Raw genomic sequence first — 23,749 nt, forward strand, 5'->3', positions numbered from 1 at the left:
GTGCGACGTGCATAGCCGGGGGCTGGATGGGGTGCAAATCCCGGGGACGCAATGGCTAGCGTGTAGGGCGGGCGCAGGCGTTGGAGGCCGCGAAACCCTGCAGGGCGGGGGGAAGGTTCGTGACCTCGTTTGAATCCGCGAGCATGTTCCGGCCTTCCTTCGACCATCTTGCGAGGGAAAGGACCGGCGCATCGAAACGGCCGCTGACGCGGACGGGAACGTCCAGGGCAAAGAAGCTGGTCGAGAAGGGGCGGCTGGCAAAGACGAGATCGAGCCATCTGCGGTTGAGGTCGAAATCCGCCTTGGCCGCGATCGTGCCCGCGCCGGTGCGCAGACGCAGCGGCACGACGACACCGATACCCTGATGCATCTGCAGGACGCCGAGCAGGCAGGTGATGGGGGTGACGCCCTTGGCGTGGCGGAAGAGCAAGCGCAGATCCATCGAGGCGGCCTCGACGATCTCACGCGCGATCTCGCCCTTTTCCATGCTGACGGCTGCGGTGAGGTCCGCGCGGCTCATGGCTTCGTTGAGGGTGTGGACGTTGTTTGCGCTGGCGATGATGCGAAAGCTCAGGCTGCCATTGACCGGAACGGGAGCGAGGCCCGCGACGCGGCGCAGGCGGTCGATGTCGCCGTGGGTCAGGGCGAGTTCGGCCGCGATGCGGGAGGATTTCCCGTCAGCTTCGATATGTCCGTTGGCGCTCAGGGAGGCGCCGACATAGCCGAGGCGCAGGACAGGAATGTCGATGCGGTTGGGGATCTGGGCCGCCTGGATCTTCAGGTTTGCGAAGTCGAGCCTGTTGTAGACTAGCTGACGGGCCGCAAGGTCGAAATGGACCAGCGGGTCGGGATCGGGCGGGGTCAGAAGCAGCAGGTCTGCGTGGAGCGTGGAGGGGCTTTTCTTGCTGCCTTTGGCGCCAGGAGGCGCGAGGATCGGCATCAGGCCGTTGATGTCGAGGCGGCCAAAACCGATTTTGGCCGTCACGTCATCGGGTTTGCCGTGGCTGCCTTCGACAAGCGTGAAGTCTCCGTCTTCCATCGTGCTGGTCTGGATGGTGCCGTTCGCCTTGCGGAAATGCCAGTCATTGCCGGAATGGCTGAAGTCGCCGGAAAGGGTCAGTTTGACCGGGGCATGATCGCCCTTGATTCCAGCGACGCTGAACAGCGTGTCGGATGTGGGTGTGGTGACGGTGGTATGGCCTTCGACGCCGTCGAAATTTGTCGGGTCCGTCAGGGTGCCTGTGAAGTCCGAGGTCATGTCGCCGGATGTGACATGAGCCTTGGTGCCGTAGGGGCGCTGTGGTGTTTTGCGGAGGTCGCGGATCGGCTCCATTTCGGCGGAAACCGCGATCGGGGTGCCGTTATAGGCGCCGCTCAGGGCCATGGTGAGCGGGCTGGTGTCGCTGGTTGAGGCGAGTTCGACGTTTGTCAGTGCGGCTTTGTAGGAGGCGCCATTGGCCGAACGATAGGTCACGTCACTGTCGGTGATCGTGGCGTTGCGCAGGCCCGGCGCATCACGCAGGTCGGGCGGTGTATTGGCTTTCGCCTGTTGTTCAGGAGACATCGGCGGCCGGGGTTCGTTCTGGTGCGGACCAAAGCGCCAGTTGGGCAAGTGCGCGGGTGTGCGCTCGAACAGGCCCGAAAACCTGGAGATGACGACATTGCGGGTTTCCGGCGGCCCCCAGACAAGGGATGTCAGGCGGACCTGCGCGCCCAGATGGCCGAGCGTCATCATCTGCGGACGCGTGCCGCTGGCGATGTTGGCAACGGAGACGTCATCCGCCTCGATCGTCAGCCAGGTTCCGGGATGGACGTGCAGGGCGCCGATATGGACAGTTCGGCCGAGCTTCTTTTCCAGTCGCGGGGTTGCGAAGGCGGCGAGATTTTGGTGATCAATCCAGATCCAGCCCGCACCGAGAAGGGCGAAAATAAGGACGGTGAAGGACAGGATGGAAACCAGGAACCAGCGCGGCAAGAGACAGTCTTTCAGGGAGTCTTCAGTGAGGCCGGACAATACCGGGAAGTTTCTCGAAAGGAAACTCCGGGTAAAATTCTTCATGAAAGACTGTCTGTCGCCGCGGACATCGGCGAGAATATTTTTGGTCGAAGACGGAATGGAGAGAAGTGGAGTTTTTTGATTCCGAAAAAAGATGCAGCGCTCCTGGAAGAAGGGCAGGAACTTCTCGGCCGCATGAAGGAAGCAGGCTTTGCCCTTGCCCTTGTCGTTGCTGGTAACGAACAGAACTTCAGGAATGGTGTTCAGGGGCGCCGTATGCGGGGCCGGAATAGCTTTTTATGGTGGAACAGAGGGTAGGCGCCATCTGTTTCTGTTGCGCATCTGAGGGTCACTATATCTGAAATATAGTGACCCTCAGCGGGCTATTTAGTTGAATGGCATATAGCGGAATGAGAGAAAAACCATGTTGTCATCGGTGTGTGGTGTTCCTCCAACTCCCGAGAATGCCTCCACATAGGTGTAAGAGTACTGGGCGCCTACACGGACAGTTCCGTAATTGCCTTTGAGGGCATCATACCAGAAACCGGTTGTAGCCTGTGCGACGGTACGGACGTTTCCACTCGCCGCGCAGAGTGAGGAGAGTTCCGTATTGCAGCCCGACATGTTGTAAAGCGGGTTGCCATAGCCGTACGCTTTGCCATCTACGTTATATGCCGCACGTGATCTGACGGTTTCGGCCCCTACATAGCCGTAAAGTTTGAGGGCTTTGGTCGGGTTTCCGTACAGGCCGAGCAGAAGGTTTGCTTCTGGCAGCGGATGGGGCGAGCCGTTCTGATTGAAGCTGTAATCGGGAATGTTACTGGTGCCGTAACGGCCAATTCCGAGTCCAACCAGCCCTGATGCCTGAAAATAGAGCTTATTCTTGATAAGGGGAAGCAGCAGGGCTCCTCCGCCACCGCCTGCAACCGCAGTATGGCTCTGACCGCTGCCGGTAACGCTGGTACGGTCATGAAGGAAGCGCATGACGCCGGTTAGTTCGTAGTGGCCCCAGCCGGGATCGGCTGCAAACTTGGCGATGATGTCCGGAGCGACATCGGTTGCGTAATATGTGTCCGAATTATTAACATTCGTACCGGTCTCTTTGTAAGTTACAGTCGTGCCGGTCGGTGTGTAGGGCGTCCCGGTGGGGACTGCGGACGGATTTTCGATTGAAAGACCAATGTGATAGCGGCTGTTATCGAAGCCTTTGACGATGCGGACCTGACTGTTTCGCGTCCAGTTGAAGCCCGGAACATACTGGGCTTCAATTACGAGAGGAATCTGTTCGTCACGAGCAGACATGCCTTTGTTGAACATTGTGATGAGAGACCAGTTCTGGCCGCCCAGAATCTGAAGATCGTCCGCCTGATCTTTCAGTTCCCCATAGAAAAGCCGTGCACGAAGGACATAGGAGTTCGACTGGCGTGAATTGGATGCCGAGCCTGCGCCCTGAAAATCTGTTTCGACATAGGCGTCGGCTTCGAGTTTAGGAGTGATCTTTCCTTCAACCAGTGCTGCCAGACGGCTCTGGCGTTCACTCTGATGGAACTCGTTCATATGATAGGCTGCGTTATTTCCCCAAGGGATTGCATTGAAGCCTGTTGAGATATCGGAAGCTGTGTTGCGTGATCGAAACATCGTTGCGGCTTCAGCAAAACCACCCAGAGTGATGCGCACTCCACCAACCTGAATCTGACCGCGACGCAATGGGCCATACAGACTGGAATGGGCCGGAGGTGTGCCAGTGATCTGACCGTAAGGCGTGCTGGCCGTCTGTGGAGGTGCCAGCATCGAGCCAATCGTTATGCCACCTGTGTGGATCTTTGTATTCGGTTGGCCAATCATTTTTGATCGTTGGCCATAAGGGTTGTTTTCGGCTTCTTCCCGCTGGTGGGCCAGAACGGCGCGGGCGCGCTTTACTTCTTCAGCATGTTCTTTCTTCATGCTGTTGAGCTGGGCCTGCATGGCCTGGATCTGCCGTTCCATGATCTGCATCTGGTCGGCGGCCCGGGCATGGCCACAAAGAGGAAGAAGTGAAACCAGGGTCGTTGTGGCCAAGAGGGCCGTGGTCCGGCGGAAAGAAAAAACCATTGCTGCGGTGCGTCCTTCTGGGGAGGGCGTGTGTTCCGCAGTTCAGGTATCTGATTCGCATTTTGAAATAATGGGAAGGTTTCATGACGGGAACATGACAGTTTCATGACACTCCGGGCTGGAGGACGCAGGAAACTAGGGATTTCGAAGGGTGTATGTCAGTTTTGTTGCGAAAGCCGGGTGGATCGGCGGCTTACGGACGCAGGAGTGTGACATTTCGGCACGCTCCGATGTCTGAACAGTGTCATGAAACTATCACGTATGGCCTACTGTTTCTGTTTTCTGGTCGGCGTTACTAAGGGCGCAGTTTTCACGCCCCATAAGGGATTCCCATGATCAAGAGCAGAGTTCCGCTATTCGGTCTTCTTGTCGCCACGGCCCTTGGCACGGCTGTCATGACCCCGTTCGTGTCGTCGGCGCAGGCTGCGGACATCACGGGCGCAGGGTCCAGCTTCGCCGCACCGATCTATGGTGCATGGGGCATGGCGGCCAAGAGCCAGGCCGGTGTCGCCGTGAACTACCAGAGCGTGGGATCCAGCGCCGGTCAGGATCAGGTGGTCGCCCGCACCGTCGACTTTGGCGCGTCCGACAAGCCGATGAGCGGTGACCGTCTGGCGAAGGAAAAGCTGTACCAGTTCCCGACCGTCATGAGCGGCATCGTGGTCGTGGCGAACGTGCCGGGCATTGCTCCGGGCCAGCTCCGTCTCGACGGCCCGACCCTGGCCGGTCTGTATGACGGCGAGATCACGACCTGGGATGACGACCGAATCAAGGCCCTGAATCCGGGTCTGAACCTGCCGGACACGGATGTTGCGCCGATCCACCGCGCCGACGGTTCGGGTACGAGCTACGTTTTCACGTCCTATCTGTCGCAGGTTTCCCCGACCTGGAAGCAGAAGCTCGGCGCCGGCACGTCCATCGCCTGGCCAGGCGGTTCGGGCGCACGTGGCAATGATGGCATTGCCGCCATGGTGCGTCAGACCGAAGGTGGCGTGGGTTACGTCGAGTATTCCTATGCCGCGCAGAACCACCTGAACATCGCCCAGATGAAGAACCACAGCGGTGCCTTCGTTGCCCCGACGCTGGCCAGCTTCGCTGAGGCTGCAAAGGCAGCTGACTGGGCCCATGCCGATCACTATGCGGTGAACCTGCTGGACACGGATGGCGCATCGTCCTGGCCGATCGTGACGGCAACATTCGTTCTGGTGCCGGTTGATGCCGCCCAGAAGGAATCCGGCAAGGCTGTGCGCAACTTCTTTACATGGGGTTTCCAGCATGGTGACGCGGACAATGCCCGCCTCGACTATGTCGGTCTGCCGCAGAACGTGAAGACGGATATTCTGGCCAACTGGCCGAAGTAAGGTCTGCGTCCCTGTCCGGAATGAGGAATGGCTCCTGAATTCGGGGCTGGTCAGTCCGGACAAAAAGGCGTTGAGTATGGAAACGGGCTTCTCCAGCAGGGGAAGCCCGTTTTCGGTTTTCTGCTCTGTCCAGTCATGGTGCCTGCGTGTCCGTTACGTCGCTGTCCGAAGAGACCTCCCCTGCGGGGATGAATGCCCTGACCCGTGTGCTGATCGGTGTGATCTTCATTCTGGGGCCCGTCTCGACAGACATGTACCTGCCGGCGTTTCCGGCCCTGGAGCATGATCTGGGGCATGGGCCCGGATCAGCACAGCTGACACTGACGGCGTGGCTGGCGGGGCTGGCGATCGGACAGTTCACCCTGGGGCCGCTCTGTGACCGCTATGGGCGCAAGTTGCCGCTTCTGTGCGGGCTGGTGGTGTATGCCCTCGCCTCTGTCGGGCTGGCCCTGACGACCAGTTTCCACATGTTCTGTGCGCTGCGTTTCATCGCGGCTCTGGGCGGTGCGATCAGCTCGGTTGCGCCACGCGCGATGGTGCGTGATGTGGCGACCGGGGCGGCGGGTGTGAAGCTCATGTCACAGCTGATGCTGATTTTCGGGCTGGGGCCGCTGCTGGCGCCCTCGATCGGCAGCTTCCTGCTGGATCTGGGGAACTGGCGGCTGATTTTCTGGGCGAATGTCGCCTTTGGTATCGTGATGTTCTTCGGCACGCTGTTTCTGCTGCCGGAAACACTTCCGATGGAGCGACGCTTTGCCCTGCCGGTCAGCGGCATGGCGGCGCGTTATCGGGATCTGTTGCGGGAGCCGCTGTTCTGTTCCGCGGTGATGGTCGTGAGCTTCGGGACGTTCACGATGTTTGCCTATCTGTCCAACGCACCGGCGCTGTTCGAGAACATCCTGCATTTCTCGCCGCATCTGTTCGCCATTTTCTTCGGGCTGAACGGGGTCGGCTTCATTCTGGGATCACAGGTCAATGCGCGGCTGGCCACCCGGTTTTTGTTCACGCGGGTGATGGAAATCGGGATGCTGGCGGTGCTGGTGTTCTGCGTGCTGGCCGTGGCGGTGTGTCTGAGCGGATTTGCGGGACCGCAGGATCCGTGGATTCTGTGCGCGCTGATCTGGTGCACGACATTTTCGCTGGGCTTCATCGGGCCGAACGCGGGCATTCTGGCGCTGACGCATCATGGGCATCAGGCGGGCGCGGCTTCGGCGCTGATGGGAACGATGAACTGGACGATCGCCGGTCTGGCGGGGGTCATGATGTCGTTTCTGCCGACGCACTGGGTCGGGTCGACATCGATCGGAATGCTGGTCGGGATCAGCTGTTGCTGGCTGTGCGATCTGTGGCGTCGCCGGCTGGATCCAGACTCCTATCTCTCTATCCGGCACTGAGCGCGGTTCGCGTCAGCCGGGAGAGGGAAAAGCGGGACGCCCGGCACGAAGGCCGGGCCTGTCCCGAGATAACTGGGATCAGCTCTCGGAAACGCGGTCGGAAGCAACCGTAGCAATCATCAGCGCGCCGATCATCGGAACGAAAGCAACCATCGAGAACTGTGCGAGCAGGCTGGTGGGAAGGCCGATCAGGTGGATCAGGGTCATGGACGTCATTTGGAAAATCTCCGTGTGGTTCTGTTTGCCGTCTTGCGGCGTGCAGCGGGAGAAACTCCAGAATCGGGGTCCAAAGCAACAAATACAGATGCAGGGTCAGCCCTGCATTCCGTGCATAAATGCATTTTAAACTTTTGCCGTCTTTGCGGAGACGTCGTTTTTGTTCCTGCCAGGCGATTATTTCGCTTTTGTTAAAGTAAAGCGGGATGCGCTAGCAGATCGGCATTTCTTGCGAGAAAGAGTACCGTCCCGGGTGGTTTTTGAAATAAAATTGCGCGAAAGGCTATTCCGCGTCGAGGCTCAGATCGGTGTCGCGACGCAGTCCGTGCCAGCTCAGCAGGGTATCGGCGAGGAAGAACATGAGCGATCCGACGGTGCAGGCGAGAGCTATGCCGAAAAGTGCGAGCAGCCATGCTGACGTCGAAGCATCCCGGATCGAGCCGACAAACAGTGCCATGGCCGCGCCGCAGGTCGAGGCACCCCCGATGGCATTGAGGAGAATCGCGGCATCCAGCACGAAGACGCGGCGGTGCAGGCGAGTCTGCTGGGTTTTGAGGCGTTCGGGGCTGTCGACGGGATCGGCCGGGGTGTCGTCCGTTTTCGGGCTGCCGAGTTTCTTGCGCACGTCTTCGAGATGATCGGCGACGCGGGCCAGGCGCGTGTTGAACACGTTGATGAGAGTGCCGATGCCCGACAGCATGAAAACGGGGGTGAGCGCGACCTGGATCAGGTGTGCGGCGCTGTCGACGGGATCGGGATCATAGGAAATCGGGAAAGCCATGAGGTCTTATACTGCATGATCCGTTTCCGGAAAGACCGGAAGGCTGCAATCCCGGCTCTGGAAAAGGCGGCCCAAGATGGAGTAGGGAAGGGCAGCCATTGCCAGAGGTGTTCCGGCCCGGATGTTCAACCTGTCTCGCCTGTCCCGTCATATCGTCCTGTTCTGCGCCGGGATGGGTCTGTCTGTCCCGGTTGTGCAGGCGCAGGGTATGGCCGGTGAAGGCGCGCATTGCAGCGGTCTGGCGCTTCAGGCCGAGTTCGCCTGCCGGAGCTGGACCGAGGTGACGCAGGATGTGAAGGCGGGGACGGATACGGTCATCATTCCCGTGGGCGGAACCGAGCAGAGCGGTCCTTACATGGCGGTCGGCAAGCATAATGTGCGGGCGCAGGTCCTGGCTGATGCGATTGCGGTTCAGGCCGGGCATACGCTGGTGGCCCCTGTCGTGGCCTATGTGCCCGAGGGTTCGACGAGTCCCCGCACGTCCCACATGAAGTTTCCAGGCACGATTTCCGTACCACCTGCCGTGTTCGAAGGGCTGCTTAAAGGGGCTGCGGAGAGTTTCCGCGTTCAGGGCTTCAAGCGGATCGTGCTGCTGGGCGATCATGGAGGATATCAGTCTTTCATGGCGCAGGTGGCGCAGGAGCTGAATCGTGCCTGGAAGGGTCAGGCCGCCGTGCTTTACCTGCGCGATTATTATGAAGTCGTTCCTCACCAGTATGCCGATGCCCTGCGCGCGCAGGGTTATGGGGCCGAGGTGGGGCTTCATGCGGAGCTGAGCGATACGTCGCTGATGCTGGCGGTCGATCCGTCGCTTGTGCGTCAGGATGCGTTGCGCGCGGCTCCGAAACCGGGTGCGGCCGATGGCGTCTATGGTGGCGATCCGCGGCGTGCATCGGCCGGGCTCGGCCGGATCGGCACGGAAATGCAGATCCGGACCGCGGTTGCGGCAATCCAGTCTTTCCAAAGGAGCCATCCATGACATTCAAGACTCCTCTTCTGGTGGCGATGACGCTGCTGGGAGCTGCCGCGGCCCATGCGCAGGAATACTCCCCGAGTGCGCCGATGGTGCCGGTGCCGGCCGATGCGTCCGCTCCTGTCGCCGCAACGGCGCCTGTAGCTGCGTCCGGTATCCAGACGATCCCGGGCATGCCGCCGGTCATCGACCCGAAGAACATCTATAGCGAGACGACTCCCTCCCATATCTCGCCGGCGATCGCGCATGATCCGGCCCGCGTCTATGTGCCGAACCTGCGTGGGGACAGCGTGTCCGTCATTGATCCGGTGTCCTTTCAGGTCGTGGACACGTTCCCGGTCGGGCACTCGCCTCAGCATGTGGTGCCGTCCTGGGATCTGCGGACGCTGTGGGTGACGAATAACAGCGAAGGCCGTCCGGACGGGTCGCTCACGCCGATCAATCCGGCGACGGCCAAGCCCGGTCCGTCCATTGCCGTGGATGATCCGTACAACATGTATTTCACGCCGGACGGGAAATACGCGATCACGGTCGCCGAAGCGCACAAGCGTTTGGACTTCCGCGATCCGCATACGATGGAGCTGAAGGGCTCGGTCGAGACGCCGGAATGCAAGGGCGTCAATCACGCTGATTTCTCCATCGACGGCAGATACGCGATCTTCACCTGCGAGTTCGGCGGCTATGTCGCCAAGGTCGATACGGTGAACCTGAAGATGATCGGGATGCTGAAGCTGTCCAAGGGTGGGATGCCGCAGGATATTCTGACGGCGCCGGATGGTCACAAGTTCTATGTGGCCGACATGATGGCGGACGGCGTGTTTGTTGTGGATGGGGATTCGTTTACGGAGACCGGCTTCATTCCGACGGGGATCGGCACGCATGGCCTGTATCCGAGCCGTGATGGCAAGCTGATGTATGTCGCCAATCGTGGCTCACACCGCATCCATGGTCCGAAGCATGGGCCGGGTGGCGTGTCGATCATTGATTTCGCGACGGACAAGGTCATCAAGACCTGGATGATTCCCGGTGGTGGCAGCCCGGATATGGGCAATGTCAGCGCGGACGGCAAGCTGCTCTGGCTGTCGGGCCGGTTCGATGACGTCGTCTATGCAATTGACACCGACACGGGTGCGATGCGCAAGATCCCGGTGGGTGCCGAACCGCATGGTCTGACGGTCTGGCCGCAGCCGGGACGCTACAGCGTCGGGCATACGGGCATCCTGCGGTAAGGTCTGCAGGATTGATGGATCGGCAAAGGGAGGCAGGTATTCTGTCTCCTTTTTTATTGGGCGTGGCTTTACAGGTAGTTGGGGCGGCAGACGTCGAGGGCCTGTAGGGCGACCTCTCCGAACTCCTCATTGCTGGCATTGAACGACGCGTGGAAGACTTTTCCTTCGTTTTCGTTCGTATACCAGGCTGAGTGACTGGTTCCTCGTCCCTTTGAAGCGGCAAACCGCACCTGATCTGTCTGTTCGCACTCCCAGTTTATAAAAACTAAGGCGGATTTGCATCGTGCGTCCCGCGCTTCCTTGAAACCGTATTTCTCCCGGACCTTCTCCCAGAACTCATGGAAGAGCGGGCCGGATTTTTTCTTTTCCGCATCAATCTTGTCTTGCGGGAGCGGGTAACCGCCCCATTCCATGAAAAGATCACGGCTTGTCTCAAGGGCTCTCCGGAGATTTTCGCCGATCCATTCCGGCGTGGCGTTCTTGCGGTCAATGAACGTCGACCATCCGGTGACCGAGAAGAAACTTCCTCCCCGGTTATCCATCGAGATCACCGCAACGTACTTCCGGGTCCGAATCAGGTGAGCATATCGTGTGATGCCGTTTGCACCTGGAGCAATCATGCTCATCATCCTGAAATCGGTGAACCTTCCCGGTGCCAGAAACAGAGCTGTCTGAACAGTCACTCTGGCCCTGCGTACTTTACGGCCTGTTGGCGCTGGAAGATTTTCTGGAAAAGAGACGGTCAATTGCCGGGCCGATGAAGTAGCCGATGATCCCGGTGATCAGGACGGAGGGCCAGGCCCATCCGGCGTAATCCTTGAAGAAATCCTGATTTTCCAGATAGGTCATGACGGCGATGTCGATCAGGACGAGGGTCCACAATGTCGTGGACAGGAAGGGCTGGAGCCATGCGTGGCGGACGGTACGGGTCATGGAGGCCTCTCCTGATTACGAGATCGAGACGTGGAAGACGAAGATCATCCCGCAGATGAAGGCCCCGAGCAGCGGAAGCCAGCAGGTGTGCAGGTGGTTGTGGTCGTCCATGTAGGAATAGGCCAGCGCGAGCGCTACATAGACATGCGCGAACACAAGGCCGAGGACCATGCCGATGAAACGCTTTTTCAGGACCTGCTCTTCTTGGCGGTTCTTCTCGGCCAGGGTGGCGGGATCGGGCGTGGTCATGGGGGTATCGGTGGGGGCGACCGTGACGGTTTTCTGATCGGGTTCGGACGGCTCTGATGAGACCAGGACTAGAGACATCGCTGGATTCCTTGGCATGATCCTCGCCGTTTGGCGGGCGATGCGGGGCCACAGGAAAATCGGGCCGGGAAATCGTCTGCGTGGCAGCGGTGAGGAGGGTTCTCGATAATATGGAGACAGGATGATCCTGTCGGAACCTTAAATCAAGACTTTATTTAATTGATTAACAATTATGGGCGAAGCATGCCGGAATGGCATCGCCTCGCCCATGGGCCGGTCTGGGGTCAGGCCGGTGCGTTGCCGTCCGGCTTGCCGTTGTCCTGGGCCGTTTCTGGCGCGGGCTTCTGGGCTGCTGGTGGCGTTGGCGTGGCAGGAGCGTCGTTGGCCGGTGCCGGCAGGGTGACGTCTGCAGTGATGCACATGGCGTTGCCCGGCGGCGTCGTGAAGTAGGACGTGCCGGTGTAGAACTTGACGTTTTCTGCAGCCAGCAGGTTGGTGATGCGGCGGTAGAACTCGCGCTTGACCTTCCATTTCATCATCGGAGTCGTGCGGAAGCTGCCGAGGAGGGTGGCGCCGCCGCTGTCGCTGTTGTCCACGCCCAGATCGTTGTAGTCCGACAGGATCATGGGGCCGAAGACCGGGTCGTCGCGCATTTCCTTGAGCGTTTTCGCCATGATGGCCGTCACGCGTGGCAGATCCTCGGAGAGGTCGAGCTGCTGCTTGACGATGACCTGGTTGTAGCCACGGGCGGTGTTGGCGATCGAGGAGACGGAAGAGAACGGGATGATGTGAAGGTCGCCGTTGATGTCGCGGACCTTCACGGTGCGGATCGAGAGGTTTTCCACCGTTCCCGACACGCCGCCGGTCGTGACCCAGTCCCCCACCTGGATGGCGTCTTCGACAAGCATGAAGAAGCCTGTGATGAAGTCCTTGACCAGGCTCTGCGAACCAAAGGCGATGGCGGCACCCATGATGCCCGCACCGGTGAGCAGCGGGGTGACGTTGATGCCGATCTGCGAGAGCGTCGTGACGGCGACGATGATGATGATGATCGCCAGCAGGACGGTACGGATGATGGGCAGGACCGTGCGCAGGCGGGTGGCGCGGGAAAGCTGGTCCGACTTTTCAAAACGGCTGAGCTGCTGGCTGAGGAAGGCGTTGATGATTTCCCACAGCGTGACGGCCACGCTGAGGGCGACAAGCATCGTCAGGACAGCGTCCATCAGGTGACGGCCGACAGCGTTGTGCAGGAAGAAGCCGAAAGTGGGCAGGCCCCAGGCTTCGGTCATGGCGATCAGGGTCAGGAACAGGAGAACGCCGGTCAGGATCCTGCGGGCGAAGGGATAGTAGCGGTCGGCGCGCTTCTGGAGGTCGGGGAAGCGTTCGGTCAGGGCCGGGTTGATGCGGAAGAAGCGGTCCTGCAGGCCGTAGGCCATGACCGCGACCAGCCGCGAGGCGACCAGGATGCCGATGGTGATGCCGGTGGTGTCGAGGATCCAGCGATAGCCGCCGGGCAGATGCGCGGCCCAGACCACCCAGAGTGACACGTCGAGGAACATGGCCGGGACCCACCACAGGCGGGTGATGGCGACGATGAAGGTCCACATCGCGGTATTGGGAACGGCGCGGGGCTGGAGCGCGCGGCTGACGAGGTGCCGGATGCGCCAGATGAAGACGGCGATCAGGATGTGTTCGATCAGGACCACGCCGCGGATCATGGCGTCCGTGCCGCGCGGAGACAGGTTGAACTGGCTGCCCAGTGTAGAGAGGCAGAAGATGATGGCCGGCGCTGCCACCAGCACGTTCCACCAGCGGGTCAGCAGGAAGGCCGTTGCATCCGTTGCAGGCAGCAGACGGATGGTGGGGGAGCGCGGTGCGAAGCCGGTCTCGACGAACAGATACAGGCAGCGGGCGGCGGCGTAGCAGTTCGCGAGCGTTGTGATGACGTTGTCAGTCTTCTCGCTCCAGGGCAGGACCAGAACCGCGAGATAGGCGACGGCCAGAAAGGCCAAGACCGGAATGGCCTTCAGCGCGAAATGCCCCAGTGCGTAGGGAACGCGGGCGAGGAACCGCAGGGTCTCGACCTGTCGCCGCTGGTCGGCGGCGCGGGTCTGGCTGGAGCCGTCGACGATGGGTTCCGCTGGCGTGGTGGCATCGGTTTCGGTTGTGTTGCGCTGTTCCCTGTTTTCAGCGTTCTGTGTGAGCTGGTGAAGGGGTTTGCGCAGGCTGAGGGAGACGATCCGTTCCAGTGCGATGCCGCAGATCATGGCCGCGAGGCCACCCGCGAAAGCATGAAGAATCGTGGTGCGGGTATCCGCCGAGGCGAGGGTTGTGTGCGCCCAGCGGCCGACGATCCCGAGATCGCTGAACAGGCCAAGGAAATTGTGCAGATAGCCCAGCGCCTGAAGGCGGATGCTGCTCAGGCCGGTATGGATGTCGGGCGGGACTTCGGCGACCGGCTTGGCGGCGGCCGCTTTGGCCGGTGCGGCTTTTGCCGGCGCTGCGGTCGCAGGTGCCGGGGCTGCTGCAGGAGCGGTGGCCGGGGTCTCGACCTGAAGGCCGCGGGCCATCAGGGACAGGGTGTGGGTGAAGGCATCCCGCTCTTTCGGGTTGTTCAGGACGTTGAGGAGCTGCTGTGCTTCCTGCTGGTTCAGCGGGGTGGTGGTGTCGGCCGCCCGGGCCGGAAACAGCGCCAGGACACCGAGGAGCAGGAAGAGGAAGATGCCGGGGACGGCGCGTCCGGTTCGTATGGGAGACGATGGAAACGGGTCGGGACGGGGGATCGACGGCATCGGTCTGGTGAGTCCTTGGAAATTACGCGGTCTGGCGTTCGCGCGGGGTGGTCCGCCGGGGGCGGTCTGGTGCTGTAAACATGGCACAGGGCGCCGGCCCTGTCCTACCCTCTTCATGCGGCTGTTTCATTCGGAAGGGGGGACCTCGTTCCGTGCGAGCCGGTCGAGCGCATCGGCGTTGCGGATGGCCCAGTGATAGAGCAGCTCGACGGGCTCCACGAAGGTCTGCCCGAGTTCCGTCAGGCTGTAATCGACATGGGGTGGCATGATCTGCCGGACGTTGCGGCGGACGAGGCCCTGCGACTCAAGATCACGAAGAGTCTGGGTCATCATTTTTTTCGACAGATCGGGGATGCTGCGCTGGAGCTTTCCGGGGCGGGCCGTACCGCCCAGGAGATGCAGCGTGTGCAGGATCATGGTGGTCCATTTGCCGCTGAAGAGCCTCAGAATCCGTCGCGGCGCACAGTCTTCGGCGAAAGGTGCCTGACGGTAGTGATCGGGCAGCGGCGATGTCATGGACTGGGAACCTTCTGGTCACCAAGGCACGAAAAGGTGCCGTCTGGTGGAAATGGGGATGTCGTATCAGATGTGGAGCAGACCCCGTTTTCTGCAAAGGAAAATTCCCATGACCTCATCTGTTCCTGCTGTGACACCGACCCGGACCGCCCTGGTGGTCGGGGCGACAGGTATCGTCGGCCAGAATCTTGCGGCGCGTCTCGTGGCCGAGGGCTGGACGGTGCATGGTCTGGCGCGCCGGCCGCGCCATGATGTGGCGGGCGAGCTGCCGGTGGCGGCCGATCTGCTGGATCCGCCTTCGCTCGCCGGGGCGCTGAAGGATCTGCGGCCGAGCCATGTTTTCTTCTGCTCCTGGATGCGTCAGGCGACCGAGGAAGAGAACTGCCGCGTCAATGCGGCGATGGTGCGTAATCTGTTCGCGGCCCTGCCGGAGCCGGGGCTTCTGGTTCATGCAGCGCTGACGACCGGCATGAAGCATTATCTTGGCCCGTTCGAGGCCTATGCGTCGGGTGAGCCGCCCGTGACGCCGTTTCGGGAGGAAGTGCCCCGGCTGGATCTGCGGAACTTCTATTACGATCAGGAAGACGCGCTGTATGAAGCGGCCGAGCGGCATGGTTTTTCGTGGAGCGTGCATCGTCCGCATACGGTGATCGGTTATGCGGTCGGCAATGCGATGAACATGGGCAGTACGCTGGCGGTCTATGCGACGATCTGCCGGGAGACCGGGCGGCCCTTCGTCTTTCCGGGATCGCCTGTGCAGTGGGAGGGTCTGACCGATCTGACGGATGCGCGGCAACTGGCGCGGCAGCTGCTCTGGGCATCTACGTCTGCGGCGGGCCGGAACGAGGCGTTCAATATTGTGAATGGCGATCTGGTGCGCTGGAAATGGCTGTGGCCGCGTCTGGCGGCATGGTTCGGGATTGAGGCTGCGCCTTATCCGGGGCATGTGACCTCGCTTGAAGAAGCGCTGTCTGGCGATGCAGAACTCTGGGAACGGATTGCCGCGAAATACGGTCTGACGGAGAGCCGGATCGGGCGGCTGGCCTCGGCCTGGCATACGGATGCGGATCTGGGCCGGCCGGTCGAATGTGTGACGGATATGAGCAAGAGCCGCTGCGCCGGGTTTTTGGATTACCAGTACACGCCGGACTCTTTTACCGACCTGTTCACCCGTCTGCGGGCGGAACGACTGATCCCGTAAGGGACGGTTTTTCAGGGCTTTTGCGGTTTGGCTACCGTAAAGGTCCTGTTTTCCGTTTCAGTCAGTGGTATGGTTGCGGTTCTGTCCTGATTGTTGGAATGAGCCTGTCTTGCATCGAGTGTTCAGCATGTCCGCCCTGCTTCTGGCAGGGTTTCTTGGCCTGGGGTCTGCGGCCGCGCTGGCAGCGGAGAGCGCGCCTGTCACGTCTGCGAACGATACCGCAACCCTTGTCACGGATCGCGATGCGGTCGGGCCGGACCGGCATCTGCGTGTCGGGCTGCGGCTTCAGCTCAAGCCGGGCTGGCATACCTACTGGATCAATCCGGGCGATGCCGGGGATACGCCGACGCTGGATGTGACCGCTGATGGTGGCGCGACAGGCAAGGGCGGTCCGATCCACTGGCCTGTGCCGGTGCGGATCAGTGAGGGCGGCCTCATGTCCTACGCCTATGTCAATGAGGTGACGCTGCCGGAGGATCTGGTTCTCAAGGGTTCTGGTGGGACGACGCTTCATGCGCATGGAGAGTGGCTTGTCTGTGCGCAGGTCTGCATTCCGGAAAGTGGTGATTTCACGCTGACACTGCCGGCTGCGGCTCAGGATGCTCCGGAAGGGGCGCAGGCTGCGCTGTTCCACAAGGCGGATGCGGCCATGCCGGTGGCGTCGCCGTTTGCGGCCAGTGTTTCTGCTGATGGTGTTCTGACCCTTTCGGGTAAGGGACTCTCTGCGGCGTCCGTGTCGCAGGCGTGGTTCCTGCCGCAGGATGGGGGCGTGATCGATCAGGTGGCAGATCAGCCACTGCATGTATTGGACGGACAGCTGACGCTGGGGCTGAAGTTTCTGAAAACGGCGCATCGGGATAAGCCGCTTGTGGGTGTTGTCGTGCTCAAGGATGCGGCGGGGCAGGAAAGCCCGTTGCAGATTGAGGCGCGTCCGGTTGGGGGTGTCGCCTCTGCTGCGGCTCCTGCACAGGCGGATGTGGCACCGGCTTCGGATGTACCGACGGGGGCAGGCTGGCTGCGGGTTTTGCTGTTTGCCTTTGTCGGTGGCCTGATCCTGAACCTGATGCCGTGCGTGTTTCCGGTTCTGGCGATGAAGGCACTATCTCTGGCGAAAATGGGCGGTGCCGGACGGGGTGTGCAGCTTCAGAGCGCGCTGTTCTATACGATCGGGGTGATGGGTGCCTTTGCGGCTCTGGGCATCGTCATGATCGGGCTGCGTCTGGCCGGGTCTGCGGCCGGATGGGGCTTTCAGTTCCAGTCGCCGGGATTTGTGGTGGCGGTCTGCTGGCTGCTGTTCCTGATGGGGTTGAATCTGCTGGGCGTGTTTGAAGTCAGCGCCGGGCGTTTGGGGCAGGTCCAGACCGGGAGCGGTCGCGGCGGAGACATGATGACGGGTCTGCTGGCCGTTATTGTGGCGACGCCATGCACCGCACCGTTCATGGGTGTTGCCATTGCAGGCGCACTGGGTGGGCCGCCGGTGATGGGGGTTCTGGTGTTCCTGGCGATGGGGCTGGGGCTGGCTTTTCCGTATATTCTCGTGGCCGGGGTTCCGGGCGTGGCGTCGCGGATGCCGAAGCCGGGAGCCTGGATGGGGATTCTCAAGCAGGTTCTGGCGTTTCCGCTGTTTGCGACCTGTGTGTGGCTGCTCTGGGTCGCAGCGATCCAGCGGGGCGTGACGTTCGTGGCGCTGACGGCTGGGGGCATTGTGCTACTCGGCTTTGCGGGCTGGATCTATGGTGTCGGGCAGCGTCGTTCGATGCTGGAGGGGGGCCGTGGAACGGTGGCGTTCTGCCGGGTTATGGCAGCCCTATGTGTTGTGGTCTGCGGTGCGGCACTGGCGCAGGGATTGCGGGCCGCGCCTGCTCCCGTGGCGGCCGCGGCAGTGGAAGCGGGTGTCGAACCGTTCTCCGAGGCGCGTCTGGCGGAGCTTCGGGCGCAGGGTAAGCCGGTATTCATCGACATGACAGCGTCCTGGTGCATTACCTGCATGGTCAATGAGCGTGTGGCGCTGGATGTGCCGTCCGTTCAGGAGGCTTTCCGGTCCCGCGGGATCGTGTTCCTCAAGGGTGACTGGACGAACCGTGATGCCGCGATCGGGGATTTCCTCAAGGCGCATGGGCGCGATGGCGTGCCGTTCTATATCTATTATGCGCCGCATCAGGAGGGCGTCGTTCTGCCGCAGATCCTGACGCCGGGGATTGTGACCTCAACGATCGGGAAATAAGCGCACCGCTTTCTGGAGTTTTGAAAACCCTGTTCCCGGTCCGGGAGCAGGGTTTTTTCATATCCTGCGGCTTTCAGCGGCCCGTGTTTCGGGGATCGTCCTGCGGGTTCACATACGTCATGCTGAACGGCCCCATGCCTGAGACCTGAAGCACCGCGCCCTGGCTGCCGGCCTTGATGGCATGGGGCACGTTGACCGGCAGGTGTACGAAGCCGCCCGGGCCGAGATGTCGCTGCTGTGTGGTGGCCAGGCTCTGGCCTACGAAATGCTGGATATCGCCACTGATGACGGTGAGCATTTCGTCCAGATTATGGGTATGGGGCGGGATAAAAGAGCCCGAAGGCATCATGACGCGCAGGGTGAAGGGGCCCGGCTTGCTGGTATCGCCGGTCAGGATGGCCATTTTCGTTCCGTGCGGGAACATGACGGGAGCCGGCTGCCATTTCACGGCGTCCGAGCCCGGAATGATGGTGACGGCGGACTGGTCCGGCGCGGGTTCCGTCGGCACCGGGGCGCTGTGCGCGAGCGGTGTCACAATCAGCGTTGTGCAGAGCACCAGGGCTGAGCTGGCGAAATGCTTTCTTGAAATGTTGCCGGGGGGCATGGGGGTCTCCTCCGTCCCGTAAGGGCGTATGCGTGCCGTCTTGCGGCAACGCGCTGGAGGAGAGCCGGTTTGGAACGCGGAGGCAGGAACCGGTGGGGTCCTGCCCCATAGAATCAGAAGGCGGTGGAGACCGTTCCGGTCATGGTGAAGCGCGGAGCGACCATGAAGGAGTTTCCGTAGCCGGTATAGGACGCCATGTTGCCGCTGTAGACGGTGCTCGGGTCCTTGGCGCTGTAGACCGCGCCCATGGCGCCCGTGCGGACGACGGAGCCTGTGAGGTTCGTGAAGTTCAGGCGGAAGGTCGGGGACTGCGCGAACATGAACGGCTTGAAGTGATAGCCCATCGAGAGCGTATCGGTGACGTAGCCTGGAATGCGCTGGTCGCCGGCGACACTGACGGACTGCGGCCCGGTGTAGTGGACGGAGCCATTCGCGAAGAAGCCCTTGTAGGTGTAGGTCAGGCCGAAATTCGCGATGACATGCGGGGCCATGACGGCCTGCGTGCCCTTTGAGTGCAGCATCGTGTTCAGATACGGATCGAAGACGTTGCTGTCCTGAGTGGCATGCAGGTATTCGACCGAGGCGTATGGGCTGAAGCCATGGATCGGGCGTGCCGCGACCATCACGTCAAAGCCTCGCATCTGCTGGCTGCCGATATTGAACGGCTTGTAGCTGTTCATGCCGACATACTGGTCCACGATGCGGTTCGTGACGTTGTAGTTGAAGAAGGCGACGTCCGCGATGATGTGGTCGTCATGATAGCGGTAGCCGAGTTCTTCCTTGATGGAATACTGGTTCTTGGGGATCGCGACGCTGGTGTAGAGCCAGCCGAGATCGACCGCGCTGGGCTGACGGTAATCACCTTCCACGTTCAGGTAGACCTGGCTGTGGTTATCGATGCGGTAGCCGATCGAAAGCTGGGGTAGGGGGGCCGTGCGGTTGGCTTCCTGACGGCCGTAATAGTCCTTGTTCCAGATGTTCGTCATGACGAACTTGAAGCCGGCATCGACCGTCAGGTGATCGTTGAAATACTTGGCCGTGTCATGAACGAACAGCGAGTGGATCTCGTAACCCGCCGTTTGTTTGTCGCCGGCGGAAATCAGATAGGCCGCGTTGTTCGGGCTGGCCGCATTGCCGTCCGGCATCTGGTAGCTGGTGGGATAGGACTGGATCGTCTGGGTGTTTTCATACCAGTAGCCGACCGAGAACGTGTTGTGACGGTCGATCTCCCAGTTGAGTTTCGCGACTGTACCGACCGAGCGGTATTCGTTCTGCAGGAAGTAGCTGGTCAGGCCGCGCGTGGCGCCGCTTGAATCGGTTGTGGTTCCGTCAGGCGAAGCGTCCCAGCCCTGTCCGAAGCTGAAATAGGGGTGGATGTCGAGCGACAGGCGGGACGGCAGGGCAATATGGACCGGAGCCGAGATGAAGATCTGGTTCCAGTGATCATTGTTGTTGCCCCAATAGTTGTTGCTCGTCTTGTCGTTCGTACGACCGTAGCCCTGTCCGGTGTGCTTGTAGCGGAAGAACTGGTCGGAAGTCGGGTAATTGTCGATGATGAAGTCAGCCGAGTTCCAGGACAGGAAGAACTTGGCGTTGGAGCCGTTCTTCCAGTCTTTCTGCAGGCCGAAATCGATGTGCTTGCGCTGGTTGATGCCAGCGCCCATCCACGACCGGGCATGCGTGTTGGAGAACGAGAAATAGCCGCGCACGCCGCTATGGCCGATCTCGCCGGATTCGAGGCGGATGAACTCGCGCGACAGGTTGTTGGTGCCGTAGGAGAAGTCGATCAGGCCGCCGCGTTTCTGCGAGGGGGTGCGGGTTTCCTCGGCCATGACGCCACCGGCGGCCGACATGACGGGAAGATCCGTTGCGGAGGAGCCCGGTGTGACGCTGACGCTTTCAAGGTTCTCGGAATCGACGTTTTCGCTCAGATACTTGGCGGCTGCGGCGGGGGCGCCGTCTACCATCAGGCCCATATCGAGATCCGTCAGGCCGCGGGACTGGATCTGGCCGCCTTCCATACCCGACGAATCCGGGGTGGTGACGTTGAGGCTCGGCAGGTTCTGGATCAGGTCAAGCGCGGTGCTGGTCGGCGCGCGCATGTCGATGAATTCCTTCGTGACGGTCTGCACGGCATGTGGTGCGGTTTCGACCCGCATCATACCGCCGCCGCCGTTCAGGGCGCGGCGCGAGGACGTGACGGAGACTGTTTCGGCCGCGGCGGCATCAAGCGCATGGGCGCGCGGTTTGGCTGCCGGCCGGGCTGGTGCTGCAGCGCTGCGGGCTGTGCTATGGGCGGGCGTATGATGGCGCGAAACGGGGTGTTTCGTGGTCTGTGCGGCGCGGGCACCTGTACCGAAAGCCACGAGGGCGCTGCCGGCAAGACAGGTTACGGCAAGGAGCTGGCGTCGATAGCCCGGTGACCAACGGTTGTCTTTCATGCTGCCGGGCTCCTGTCGAAACGAAAGGTTCACTTTGGGAACGGTATTTATTCGAAATGTGGATGTAAAACGGATGGCCTATCCGCACCAAAGATAAAATGCAGGGCAGGCCATTGCCTTTTTTAGGGTGGTGCAAAAATGTGACAGTCTATGTCTCCCAATGGACGCACAGGTCAGGGGCCGACCTATGGCTGTGGCTCTGGGGATAGGAACTCCTTTTCGAGCTCGGAAATCACGAGCCGCGCGGCGCCGGAAAGCTGGCGGGAATGATCCACGCAGAGCGCGAGTGTCAGGGGGGCAAGATCGTGATTGGAAATCGGAATGAAAGCCAGTTCGCCGCGTGTGACCTCTTCCATGACGTCAAGTGCGCTGAGGATTCCGAGGCCGACGCCTTCGCGGACCAGCGACTTGATCATCTGGATGTTGTCGGATGCTGCGGCGGCCTGGATGTCGAGATTGCTGTCGATTTCCAGGATCTCGATCTGGCGTTGCAGGGCAAGCGGGGCCTGGGGCATGATCATCGGGTAGTTCATGGCCAGGCTGAAGCGGGCACTCTTGCGCTCGGCGACGGGATGGTTCGGCAGGCAGATGAAGCCGAGCGGGAAGTCCTTGTGGGCGCGGACCAGAAGCCCGCGGGCATGGGTCGGATTGAGGAGCAGGGCAACATCGACTGCCCCGTCGATCAGAGTCCCCTGGATGCGGCTGTTGTCCAGGACATGGGTGCAGATGGTGATGCCGGGATGAGTCGTGCGCAGGGCGCGGAGCAGGCGCGGGAGGAACCCGCGGGTCAGGGCGTCGGGGACGGCGATGTCCACCTGTCCCCGGCGCAGGCCGCGCATGTCCTCGATCTGGACGCACATATTGGTCAGGTCCCGCGACCACTGCTTGCCGTGGGCGTAGAGGAGCTCCCCCGTTGCCGTCAGGCGCAGGCCGGTGGGGAGACGTTCGAAGAGAGGAGTGCCGAGGGACTCTTCGCCCTGCAGGATCTGCCGGTCGATGGCTGAGGCGGCGATGCGCAGGTGTTCGGAAGCCCGGCGGATCGATCCGTGCTGGGCCACGGCAAGAAAGTAACGCAGGAAGCGTGAGAAGACAGGCATGGAAGAACTGCTCTCTTTTTGCGAACGGGAGATGCGTTTTTATGGAGTATACGCCCTTACGACGGTATGAAACTATCCCGACCGACAGGTGACCTGTCATTTTGTTGCGGAAAGACGGTCTGGCGGCGTCCGGATGCTGCTTTGTCCGTACCGGTTTTTTGGGATTTGACCACATGACATCCACCGTTTCCCCCGTCGATGCTCTGGCTGCGCTTTCGGAGCGTGTGCGGGAGGATCTGGCGAAAATCCGCTATGCGACCGGCAACTGGAGCCTGACGCAGGAGCGGAACGGGAAGGCGGTTCTGGATGTGGCCATCATCGGTGCGGGACAGGGGGGCATCACGTCGTGCTTCGGTCTGCGCCGGCAGGGTGTGACCAATGTGGAAGTCTTTGAAAAGGCTTCCAAAGGTGGCGAAGGTCCGTGGGTGACGTTTGCGCGCATGATTACGCTGCGCACGCCCAAGCATGTGACGGGACCGGATCTAGGGATCCCGAATCTGACGCCGCAGTCCTGGTTCGAGGCGCGTTATGGGGCGAAGGCCTGGGAGGAACTGGACAAGATTTCCCGCCATGACTGGCAGGCCTATCTGGACTGGGTGCGCGAGACGCTCGATATCCCGGTCGTGAATGATCAGGAACTGGTGCATGTGGGCTGGGACAATGGTCTGCTGCGGCTGACGTTCCACAACGCGGCCGGTCAGGAAACGGTGCGTCTGGCGCGGCGGATGGTTCTGGCGACGGGCATCGAGGGCGGCGGGACGTGGCATGTGCCGTCCTTCATTTCCGACACACTGCCGAAGTCCGTTTATGCGCACACACATGAAGACATTGATTTCGAGGCGCTGAAGGGCAAGCGGATCGGTGTTCTGGGCGCGGGGGCTTCGGCGTTTGATAATGCGGCGACGGCTCTGGAAAAGGGTGCGGGACGGGTGGATCTGTGCCTGCGTCGGGCAAAGATCCCGGCGATCAATCCGTATCGCTGGATGGAAAATGCGGGCTTTCTCGCGCATTTCTCGGAACTGCCGGATCTGACGCGCTGGCGTTTCATGCGGCAGATCTACAGCCTGAACCAGCCGCCGCCGCAGGACACGTTCTGGCGCTGCCGCCGTCACGAGAACTTCGCCTTCCGTCCCGGCACGCCCTGGACGGCGACGCGGATGGACGGGGATGAAGTCGTGGTGACGACGCCGCAGGGCGAGATGCGGTTTGATTTTCTGATCATCGGAACGGGATTCTCGATCGACCTGTCGCAGCGGCCGGAAACACAGGATTTTGCGTCTTCGGTCATGTTGTGGCGCGATCACTTCACGCCGCCTGCTGGGGAAGAAAGCGAGCTCCTGGGCAGCCATCCTTATCTGGGCGCGCGATTCCAGTTCCTGCCCAAAGACAAGGCCGATCCGAAGGCGCCGATGCTGGCGGCGATCTACAATTTCACGTTCGGTGCCATGCCGAGCATGGGGCTTTCCGGCGCCTCCATCAGCGGAATGCGTTTTGGCGTGGAAAAGCTGGCGCGGGGTATTGCGCGGGATCTGTTCGTCGAGGATAGCGAGAAGCATCTGGCGAGCCTCTTGGCCTATGACACGGAAGAACTCGTCAGCCTCGATCCGCCGGTGCTTTGAGAAGGGAGACGCCC

The 23,749-nt window shown here is 61.2% G+C and carries 20 protein-coding genes; 8 read left to right on the plus strand and 12 right to left on the minus strand.

What is annotated here, in order from left to right; genetic code table 11:
* Positions 1-55 precede the first annotated feature (55 nt).
* Positions 56-1,735: an AsmA-like C-terminal region-containing protein gene (locus tag HKD27_RS03590; RefSeq protein WP_231748091.1), complete on the minus strand. Its 1,680-nt coding sequence runs from the start codon at positions 1,733-1,735 to the stop codon at positions 56-58.
* Between HKD27_RS03590 and HKD27_RS16340 the strand changes: the two genes are divergently transcribed.
* Entirely contained in the window at positions 1,718-2,314 is a 597-nt protein-coding gene (locus HKD27_RS16340) for a hypothetical protein (protein ID WP_231748092.1), read from the plus strand. The two genes, HKD27_RS03590 and HKD27_RS16340, sit on opposite strands and share 18 nt — an antisense overlap.
* 69 nt (positions 2,315-2,383) lie before the next feature.
* On the opposite strand, the gene HKD27_RS03595 is transcribed toward HKD27_RS16340, so the two are convergent.
* Positions 2,384-4,087, minus strand: a complete 1,704-nt coding sequence (locus HKD27_RS03595) for a hypothetical protein (protein ID WP_062496471.1) — start codon at positions 4,085-4,087, stop codon at positions 2,384-2,386.
* A gap of 332 nt (positions 4,088-4,419) precedes the next feature.
* Here HKD27_RS03595 and pstS point away from each other — a divergent pair, with 332 nt between their 5' ends.
* Together pstS and HKD27_RS03605 are read left to right on the plus strand one after the other, a co-directional pair.
* Positions 4,420-5,448, plus strand: coding sequence for a phosphate ABC transporter substrate-binding protein PstS (pstS, locus tag HKD27_RS03600; RefSeq protein WP_194688445.1), 1,029 nt, complete (start codon positions 4,420-4,422; stop codon positions 5,446-5,448).
* Positions 5,449-5,594: 146 nt separating this feature from the next.
* Positions 5,595-6,842 carry a multidrug effflux MFS transporter gene (locus tag HKD27_RS03605; RefSeq protein ID WP_194688444.1) on the plus strand — a complete coding sequence of 416 codons (1,248 nt, stop codon included), beginning with the start codon at positions 5,595-5,597 and terminating at the stop codon, positions 6,840-6,842.
* A 78-nt stretch (positions 6,843-6,920) separates the two neighbouring features.
* Here HKD27_RS03605 and HKD27_RS03610 read toward each other — a convergent pair whose 3' ends face one another.
* Both HKD27_RS03610 and HKD27_RS03615 read right to left on the minus strand, forming a co-directional pair.
* Positions 6,921-7,058 (minus strand): hypothetical protein, encoded by a 138-nt coding sequence (locus tag HKD27_RS03610; protein ID WP_153429664.1) that lies wholly within the window; start codon positions 7,056-7,058, stop codon positions 6,921-6,923.
* Positions 7,059-7,341: 283 nt separating this feature from the next.
* Positions 7,342-7,839 (minus strand): DUF2721 domain-containing protein, encoded by a 498-nt coding sequence (locus tag HKD27_RS03615; protein WP_194688443.1) that lies wholly within the window; start codon positions 7,837-7,839, stop codon positions 7,342-7,344.
* 172 nt (positions 7,840-8,011) lie between these two features.
* Here HKD27_RS03615 and HKD27_RS03620 point away from each other — a divergent pair, with 172 nt between their 5' ends.
* Both HKD27_RS03620 and HKD27_RS03625 read left to right on the plus strand, forming a co-directional pair.
* Complete coding sequence (locus tag HKD27_RS03620) at positions 8,012-8,818, plus strand: creatininase family protein (protein ID WP_370544225.1); 807 nt, start codon at positions 8,012-8,014, stop codon at positions 8,816-8,818.
* Positions 8,815-10,041 (plus strand): YncE family protein, encoded by a 1,227-nt coding sequence (locus HKD27_RS03625; protein WP_194688441.1) that lies wholly within the window; start codon positions 8,815-8,817, stop codon positions 10,039-10,041. Before HKD27_RS03620 ends, HKD27_RS03625 begins: the two co-directional genes overlap by 4 nt.
* 68 nt (positions 10,042-10,109) lie before the next feature.
* On the opposite strand, the gene HKD27_RS03630 is transcribed toward HKD27_RS03625, so the two are convergent.
* The 5 genes from HKD27_RS03630 to HKD27_RS03650 all read right to left on the minus strand — a co-directional run bounded on the left by HKD27_RS03630 (position 10,110) and on the right by HKD27_RS03650 (position 14,549).
* The gene (locus HKD27_RS03630) at positions 10,110-10,661 is read right to left on the minus strand and encodes a hypothetical protein (protein ID WP_194688440.1); all 552 of its coding nucleotides are present in this window, start codon (positions 10,659-10,661) and stop codon (positions 10,110-10,112) included.
* A gap of 79 nt (positions 10,662-10,740) precedes the next feature.
* Positions 10,741-10,974 (minus strand): hypothetical protein, encoded by a 234-nt coding sequence (locus tag HKD27_RS03635; RefSeq protein ID WP_052327471.1) that lies wholly within the window; start codon positions 10,972-10,974, stop codon positions 10,741-10,743.
* A 15-nt stretch (positions 10,975-10,989) separates the two neighbouring features.
* Positions 10,990-11,301: a hypothetical protein gene (locus tag HKD27_RS03640; protein WP_194688439.1), complete on the minus strand. Its 312-nt coding sequence runs from the start codon at positions 11,299-11,301 to the stop codon at positions 10,990-10,992.
* A 224-nt stretch (positions 11,302-11,525) separates the two neighbouring features.
* On the minus strand, positions 11,526-14,033 hold the full coding sequence (locus HKD27_RS03645) for a mechanosensitive ion channel family protein (RefSeq protein WP_194688438.1): 2,508 nt from the start codon (positions 14,031-14,033) through the stop codon (positions 11,526-11,528).
* A 126-nt stretch (positions 14,034-14,159) separates the two neighbouring features.
* Entirely contained in the window at positions 14,160-14,549 is a 390-nt protein-coding gene (locus HKD27_RS03650; protein ID WP_194688437.1) for a helix-turn-helix domain-containing protein, read from the minus strand.
* A gap of 109 nt (positions 14,550-14,658) precedes the next feature.
* Between HKD27_RS03650 and HKD27_RS03655 the strand changes: the two genes are divergently transcribed.
* Both HKD27_RS03655 and HKD27_RS03660 read left to right on the plus strand, forming a co-directional pair.
* Positions 14,659-15,750 carry an SDR family oxidoreductase gene (locus HKD27_RS03655; protein ID WP_194688436.1) on the plus strand — a complete coding sequence of 364 codons (1,092 nt, stop codon included), beginning with the start codon at positions 14,659-14,661 and terminating at the stop codon, positions 15,748-15,750.
* Between the two features lie 127 nt (positions 15,751-15,877).
* A complete protein-coding gene (locus HKD27_RS03660) occupies positions 15,878-17,974 on the plus strand; it encodes a protein-disulfide reductase DsbD (protein ID WP_194688435.1) in 2,097 nt (698 codons plus the stop codon).
* 73 nt (positions 17,975-18,047) lie between these two features.
* Here HKD27_RS03660 and HKD27_RS03665 read toward each other — a convergent pair whose 3' ends face one another.
* The 3 genes from HKD27_RS03665 to HKD27_RS03675 all read right to left on the minus strand — a co-directional run bounded on the left by HKD27_RS03665 (position 18,048) and on the right by HKD27_RS03675 (position 22,116).
* The gene (locus HKD27_RS03665; RefSeq protein WP_194688434.1) at positions 18,048-18,578 is read right to left on the minus strand and encodes a cupin domain-containing protein; all 531 of its coding nucleotides are present in this window, start codon (positions 18,576-18,578) and stop codon (positions 18,048-18,050) included.
* A gap of 113 nt (positions 18,579-18,691) precedes the next feature.
* Positions 18,692-21,019 carry a TonB-dependent receptor gene (locus HKD27_RS03670; protein ID WP_062496484.1) on the minus strand — a complete coding sequence of 776 codons (2,328 nt, stop codon included), beginning with the start codon at positions 21,017-21,019 and terminating at the stop codon, positions 18,692-18,694.
* Between the two features lie 185 nt (positions 21,020-21,204).
* A complete protein-coding gene (locus HKD27_RS03675; RefSeq protein WP_062496490.1) occupies positions 21,205-22,116 on the minus strand; it encodes a LysR family transcriptional regulator in 912 nt (303 codons plus the stop codon).
* A gap of 173 nt (positions 22,117-22,289) precedes the next feature.
* Between HKD27_RS03675 and HKD27_RS03680 the strand changes: the two genes are divergently transcribed.
* Positions 22,290-23,735, plus strand: coding sequence for a SidA/IucD/PvdA family monooxygenase (locus HKD27_RS03680; protein WP_194688433.1), 1,446 nt, complete (start codon positions 22,290-22,292; stop codon positions 23,733-23,735).
* The last annotated feature ends 14 nt before the right edge of the window (positions 23,736-23,749 follow it).

Origin of the sequence: Gluconobacter sp. R75690 (assembly GCF_015244525.1) — a bacterium.
GTDB lineage: Bacteria > Pseudomonadota > Alphaproteobacteria > Acetobacterales > Acetobacteraceae > Gluconobacter > Gluconobacter potus.

Excerpts from the sequence above, each read along its gene's own strand:
- HKD27_RS16340 (WP_231748092.1), top strand. The coding sequence starts at position 1,718 with ATGGCCGAGCGTCATCATCTGCGGACGCGTGCCGCTGGCGATGTTGGC.
- HKD27_RS03590 (WP_231748091.1), bottom strand. The coding sequence starts at position 1,735 with ATGATGACGCTCGGCCATCTGGGCGCGCAGGTCCGCCTGACATCCCTT.
- HKD27_RS03595 (WP_062496471.1), bottom strand. The coding sequence starts at position 4,087 with ATGGTTTTTTCTTTCCGCCGGACCACGGCCCTCTTGGCCACAACGACC.
- pstS (WP_194688445.1), top strand. The coding sequence starts at position 4,420 with ATGATCAAGAGCAGAGTTCCGCTATTCGGTCTTCTTGTCGCCACGGCC.
- HKD27_RS03610 (WP_153429664.1), bottom strand. The coding sequence starts at position 7,058 with ATGACGTCCATGACCCTGATCCACCTGATCGGCCTTCCCACCAGCCTG.
- HKD27_RS03615 (WP_194688443.1), bottom strand. The coding sequence starts at position 7,839 with ATGGCTTTCCCGATTTCCTATGATCCCGATCCCGTCGACAGCGCCGCA.
- HKD27_RS03620 (WP_370544225.1), top strand. The coding sequence starts at position 8,012 with ATGGGTCTGTCTGTCCCGGTTGTGCAGGCGCAGGGTATGGCCGGTGAA.
- HKD27_RS03625 (WP_194688441.1), top strand. The coding sequence starts at position 8,815 with ATGACATTCAAGACTCCTCTTCTGGTGGCGATGACGCTGCTGGGAGCT.
- HKD27_RS03630 (WP_194688440.1), bottom strand. The coding sequence starts at position 10,661 with ATGATTGCTCCAGGTGCAAACGGCATCACACGATATGCTCACCTGATT.
- HKD27_RS03635 (WP_052327471.1), bottom strand. The coding sequence starts at position 10,974 with ATGACCCGTACCGTCCGCCACGCATGGCTCCAGCCCTTCCTGTCCACG.
- HKD27_RS03640 (WP_194688439.1), bottom strand. The coding sequence starts at position 11,301 with ATGTCTCTAGTCCTGGTCTCATCAGAGCCGTCCGAACCCGATCAGAAA.
- HKD27_RS03645 (WP_194688438.1), bottom strand. The coding sequence starts at position 14,033 with ATGCCGTCGATCCCCCGTCCCGACCCGTTTCCATCGTCTCCCATACGA.
- HKD27_RS03650 (WP_194688437.1), bottom strand. The coding sequence starts at position 14,549 with ATGACATCGCCGCTGCCCGATCACTACCGTCAGGCACCTTTCGCCGAA.
- HKD27_RS03655 (WP_194688436.1), top strand. The coding sequence starts at position 14,659 with ATGACCTCATCTGTTCCTGCTGTGACACCGACCCGGACCGCCCTGGTG.
- HKD27_RS03660 (WP_194688435.1), top strand. The coding sequence starts at position 15,878 with ATGTCCGCCCTGCTTCTGGCAGGGTTTCTTGGCCTGGGGTCTGCGGCC.
- HKD27_RS03665 (WP_194688434.1), bottom strand. The coding sequence starts at position 18,578 with ATGCCCCCCGGCAACATTTCAAGAAAGCATTTCGCCAGCTCAGCCCTG.
- HKD27_RS03670 (WP_062496484.1), bottom strand. The coding sequence starts at position 21,019 with ATGAAAGACAACCGTTGGTCACCGGGCTATCGACGCCAGCTCCTTGCC.
- HKD27_RS03675 (WP_062496490.1), bottom strand. The coding sequence starts at position 22,116 with ATGCCTGTCTTCTCACGCTTCCTGCGTTACTTTCTTGCCGTGGCCCAG.
- HKD27_RS03680 (WP_194688433.1), top strand. The coding sequence starts at position 22,290 with ATGACATCCACCGTTTCCCCCGTCGATGCTCTGGCTGCGCTTTCGGAG.